Annotated in this window: 5 protein-coding genes and 1 pseudogene; 4 read left to right on the top strand and 2 right to left on the bottom strand. The window is 75.2% G+C overall.

Annotation, left to right across the window (positions count from 1 at the left end):
- Positions 1-88: 88 nt before the first annotated feature.
- A complete protein-coding gene (locus MW084_RS12295) occupies positions 89-1,450 on the top strand; it encodes a Cmx/CmrA family chloramphenicol efflux MFS transporter (RefSeq protein WP_039828979.1) in 1,362 nt (453 codons plus the stop codon).
- Here MW084_RS12295 and MW084_RS12290 read toward each other — a convergent pair.
- Positions 1,398-1,673, bottom strand: coding sequence for a DUF4031 domain-containing protein (locus MW084_RS12290; protein WP_010469660.1), 276 nt, complete (start codon positions 1,671-1,673; stop codon positions 1,398-1,400). The two genes, MW084_RS12295 and MW084_RS12290, sit on opposite strands and share 53 nt — an antisense overlap.
- Positions 1,670-2,026, bottom strand: coding sequence for a hypothetical protein (locus MW084_RS12285; RefSeq protein ID WP_010469659.1), 357 nt, complete (start codon positions 2,024-2,026; stop codon positions 1,670-1,672). The genes MW084_RS12290 and MW084_RS12285 overlap by 4 nt, the downstream gene beginning before the upstream one ends.
- Positions 2,027-2,083: 57 nt before the next feature.
- Here MW084_RS12285 and MW084_RS12280 point away from each other — a divergent pair, with 57 nt between their 5' ends.
- From MW084_RS12280 to MW084_RS12270, 3 genes and pseudogenes are all read left to right on the top strand, one after another.
- On the top strand, positions 2,084-3,025 hold the full coding sequence (locus tag MW084_RS12280; protein ID WP_010469658.1) for a MurR/RpiR family transcriptional regulator: 942 nt from the start codon (positions 2,084-2,086) through the stop codon (positions 3,023-3,025).
- Between the two features lie 454 nt (positions 3,026-3,479).
- Entirely contained in the window at positions 3,480-4,550 is a 1,071-nt protein-coding gene (gene murQ / locus MW084_RS12275) for an N-acetylmuramic acid 6-phosphate etherase (RefSeq protein ID WP_010469657.1), read from the top strand.
- A gap of 25 nt (positions 4,551-4,575) precedes the next feature.
- Positions 4,576-4,916: pseudogene (locus tag MW084_RS12270) on the top strand (PTS glucose/sucrose transporter subunit IIB); the annotation flags it as partial.
- Between the last annotated feature and the right edge of the window lie 68 nt (positions 4,917-4,984).

The following is a 4,984-nucleotide window of genomic DNA, read 5'->3' as shown; positions in this document are numbered from 1 at the left end:
GTCCCCCGCCCCGTTCTCCGCCTCTCCGTCCCCCGCTTCGTCTCCTGTTCCGTCCCCCGCTTCCGCTTCAGCTCCCGCCTCCGCCCGTATGCCGCCGGCGGTGTACGTCCTCGGCCTGGCCGTCTTCGCGCTCGGCACCAGCGAGTTCATGCTGTCGGGGCTGCTGCCACCCGTCGCGGACGACATGGGCGTGTCCATCCCCCGGGCCGGGCTGCTGATATCGGCCTTCGCGATCGGCATGGTCGTCGGAGCGCCCCTCCTCGCGGTGGCGACCCTGCGGCTGCCCCGCAAGACGACGCTCGTCGCGCTGATCACCACCTTCGGTCTCGGCCAGGTCGCCGGCGCCCTCGCCCCCTCGTACGGGGTCCTCTTCGCCTCCCGCGTGGTCAGCGCCCTCGCGTGCGCCGGGTTCTGGGCGGTCGGCGCGGCCGTCGCCGTCGCGATGGTCCGGCCGGGGGCGCGGGCCCGTGCGATGGCGGTGATGATCGGCGGTCTGTCCGTCGCCAACGTGCTGGGCGTCCCGGCGGGCGCGTTCCTCGGGGAGCGGTTCGGCTGGCGGGCGGCGTTCTGGGCGGTCGGCGCCGCCTCCGCCGTCGCCCTGATCGGCGTGGTGACCCGCATCCCGCGCATCCCCGCGCCGGACCGGAGGCCGGAGCTGCGGCGCGAGCTGGCCGTCTACCGCGACCGGCAGGTGTGGCTCGCGGTGGCGGTCACCGCGCTCGCGGCGGGCGGCGGTTTTTGCGCGTTCTCGTACCTGGCCCCGCTGCTCACCGACGTGTCCGGGCTCGCTTCCGGCCGGGTGCCGGTGGTGCTCGGGCTGTTCGGGATCGGCGCGCTGGTGGGGACGGTGATCGGCGGGCGGGTCGCGGACGCGCACCTGTTCGGCGTGCTGCTCAGCGGCGTCGCCGCGTCGACGGTGCTGCTCGCCGCGCTGGCGCTGTTCGCGGGGAGCCCGGTCGCCGTCGTGGCGCTGTCGTTCCTGCTGGGCGTGTCCATGTTCTACACGGCGCCCGCCCTGAACGCCCGGATGTTCCACGTGGCCGGTGCCGCCCCGACCCTCGCGGGTGCCACGGCGACGGCCGCGTTCAACCTGGGCAACACCGGCGGGCCGTGGCTCGGGGGGACCGTCATCGACGCGGGCCTCGGGTTCCCGGCGACGGCGTGGGCGGGTGCCGCGATGACGCTCGCCGCGTTCGGCGTGGCCGCCGTGTCGCTGTGGCTGCACCGCCGGGAGGGCCGTACGCCCAGCCGCGTCGTCGCGGCCGCTCCGGCTGTACCGGCTGTCCCGGCTGTCCCGGCCGTCTCGGACGCTCCGGCTGTCCCGGCCGTCCCGGCTGTCCCGGCCGTCCCGGACGCTCCGGCGGGGGCCGCGACGGGCGCCACCCCGGCGGGCGGGGTCACACGGAAGGCGCCGGGCGCCGTTTGGGACGGCGCAGACCGGCCTCGGTGAGCCGCCGCACCAGCTCCTTCGAACCGATCTCCACGGCGCCCGCCGCCACCGCGTCCGCGTACCGGTCGGACGGGATGTCGTAGTGGTCGCCGTCGAAGGCGCGCGGCGGGCAGCCGAGGGCGGCGGCCGCCGCGTGCAGTTCGTCGAACGACTCGTCGCTGACCAGGTGGGACCACATGCGGCCGTGCCCCGGCCAGTTCGGCGGGTCGATGTAGAGGGTCACGCGAGGCCGCCGACCGGCGCGACCACCACCCCGGCCCGCCCGCACACCCAGTGCGGGTCCGGGCCGAGCTCCGGCTCCACGTCCAGGGCGTGCGGGTCGCCCGAGGCGCAGACCGGGCACAGCGGCCAGCGCCCGTACCGCTCCAGCAGCGCGTCCTGCACGTCCTGCGCGACCAGCCCGGCGACGTACGCGAGGCCCTCCGGCCACTGCGCGACCCACCACCGGCGCCCGGCGACCGCGTCCTCGACCAGCGACACGATCTCCGCCTCGGCGACGTCCCGGGCGGTCAGGTCGGCGAGGACCAGTGCGCGTGCGGCGTGCAGCGCCTGCTCCACGGGGTCCGAATTGCTCATACGGCCATTCTGACCTGCGGGGTTGACGGCCACCAATGCGGAAAATATGTTTCACACGTGACCGAGGACCTGAAGGAAACTTTCACTCCCGGTGGGGAGGCGGACGGCGGCGCCGTCCCCGACCCGCTCACCGCGAGGGTGCGCACCCTGGCCCCGTCCATGACGCACTCCGTGCAGCGCGTCGCCGAGGCCGTCGCCGCCGACCCGGCGGCCTGCGCCGCCCTCACCGTCACCGGCCTCGCCGAGCGGACCGGCACCAGCGAGGCGACCGTCGTCCGCACGGCCCGCCTCCTCGGCTACCCCGGCTACCGCGACCTGCGGCTCGCCCTCGCCGCCCTGGCCGCCCGGCGCACCTCCGGCCGCTCCCCCTCGGTCGCCTCCGACATCACCGTCGACGACCCGGTCGAGGCCGTCGTCGCCAAGCTCGCCCGCGACGAGCAGCAGACCCTCGCCGACACGGCCGCCGCGCTCGACACCGCGCAGCTCGCCGCCGCCGTCACCGCCCTCACCGCCGCCCGCCGCGTCGACGTGTACGGCATCGGCGCCTCCGGCCTCGTCGCCCAGGACCTGGCGCAGAAACTGCTCCGCATAGGGTTCGTCGCCCACGCCCACAGCGACCCGCACGTCGCCGTCACCGGTGCCGTCCAGCTCCGCTCCGGCGACGTGGCCGTCGCCATCACCCACTCGGGCGCCACCGCCGACGTCGTCGAACCCTTCAGGGTCGCCTCCGAGTGGGGCGCCACCACCATCGCCGTCACCGGCCGCCCCGACGGGCCGGTCACCCGGTACGCCGACCACGTCCTGACCACGTCCACCGCCCGGGAGAGCGACCTGCGCCCGGCGGCCATGGCGTCCCGGACGAGCCAACTCCTCGTCGTGGACTGCCTGTTCACCTGTGTCACGCAGCGTACGTACGCGACGGCCGCACCCGCGCTGTCCGCGTCGTACGCGGTACTCGCCCACCGCAGGGCACCCCGGCAGCGCACGGGCTCCCGATGAGCAGCGGTGCCCTGTTGGGATGCGGTGTCCCGTTGGGGTGCGGTGCCCCGCCGAGCTGCGGTGTCCTGTTGAAGCGCGGTGTCCTGCTCATCCGTAGGGCCCCGGCGACCCGTGAGGTCCCTGACGACCCGTGAGGCCCCTGCCGTCCCGTAGGGGTCCTGACATCCCGTAGGGGTTCCGGCGACTCGTAAGGACCCTGACGCCCCGTAGGGAACTTGTCCACCCGTAGGGATCCGGTGATCTGCAAAGTCCCGGGCAATCCGTAAGGGCCTCGACGACCCGTAAGGCCCCGCCGATTCCCCNAGCCCCGCCGATNCCCCAGCCCCGTCGAACCCACCAAGTCCCACCGGGCCCGCCAAGTCCCGTCGAACCCGCCAAGTCCCACCGGGCCTGCCGAGTCCCGTCGAACCCACCAAGTCCCGTCGAACCCGCCGAGCACCGAGGGAGCCGCGCCATGAACGACCCCGCCACGGAGTCCACCCCGGGCGCCGCCCCGGAGCCCGCAGCCTTCCGCCCGGGCGCCGCCCCGGAACCCGTCGGCCTCCGCCCGGAGTCCACCGCACTCCGCCCGGAGTCCGCCCCGCAGCCCGCGGCCTTCCACCCGGAGCCCACCGCGCTCCGTGCCGAGTTGGGCGCCCTCACCACCGAGGGGTTCCGCCCCGACCTCGCGGACGTCGACACATGGCCCACCCTCGACATCGCCCGCGCCATGAACGCCGGGGACCGCGCCGTCCCCGACGCGGTCGCCGCGCAACTGCCCCGCATCGCCGCCGCCGTCGACGCCATCGCCCTCCGCATGGCGCGCGGCGGGCGCCTGGTCTACGCGGGCGCCGGTACCGCCGGCCGGCTCGGCGTGCTCGACGCCAGCGAGTGCCCGCCCACTTTCCACACCGACCCGTCGCAGGTCGTCGGCCTCATCGCGGGCGGCCCCGGCGCGCTCGTGCGGTCCGTGGAGGGCGCGGAGGACTCGGCGGCCCTCGCCCACCGCGACCTGGAGGCGCTCGGCCTCACCCCGGACGACACGGTCGTCGGCGTGTCCGCGTCCGGCCGCACCCCGTACGCGGTCGGCGCCGTCGAGTACGGGCGCGGCACGGGCGCCCTCACCGTCGGCCTGGCCTGCAACGCGGGCAGCGCCCTGGCGGCCGCCGCCGACCACGCGATCGAGGTGGTCGTCGGCCCGGAGTTCGTCTCCGGCTCGACCCGGCTGAAGTCCGGCACGGCCCAGAAGCTCGTCCTCAACATGATCTCGACGATCACGATGATCCGCCTCGGCAAGACGTACGGGAACCTGATGGTCGACGTGCGGGCTGGCAACGCCAAGCTCCGCGCCCGCTCGCACCGCATCGTCGCGCAGGTCACGGGCGCCGCCGACGGGGAGATAGCCCGGGCTCTGGAGGAGACGGGCGGCGAGGTGAAGCACGCCATCCTCGTCCTGCTGGGCGGGGTGGACGCCCCGGCCGCCGCACGCCTCCTCGCGGAGCACCACGGTCATCTGCGCGCCGCGCTGGCAGCGGCGGCCCCCTGACGCATCCCGTACGCGAGGCCCCCACATGACGACAACCGAAGACCCCCGCCCGTCGGAGCACCGTTCCACGGCCGCCGCGCTGCTGCCGCTCGTCGGCGGCGCCGCCAACGTCGTGTCCGTCGCCCACTGCATGACCCGCCTGCGCCTCGTCCTGCACGATCGCGCACTCGTCCGCGACGCCGAACTGCGCGCCCTCCCGGCGGTCCTGGGCGTGGTGGAGAGCGAGCGGACGTACCAGATCGTGCTGGGCCCGGGGACGGTGGCGCGGGTCACCCCGGAGTTCGAGGCCCTGGTCACCGCGGAAACCCTGCCCGCCGGCCCCGAAGCCCCTACGGGCCCTGTCCCCGCCGCACCCGGAGGGCCCGTNCCGNNACCCCTCTAACGCTGCCCACAGACCCTTTACGTTCGTACTTCGTCGTCGCCCTAAAAATAAA

The organism is Streptomyces sudanensis (assembly GCF_023614315.1).
Classification (GTDB): Bacteria; Actinomycetota; Actinomycetes; order Streptomycetales; family Streptomycetaceae; genus Streptomyces; species Streptomyces sudanensis.
Note: the sequence above shows the minus strand (reverse complement) of the source record. Positions and strands in the feature narration are given on the sequence as shown.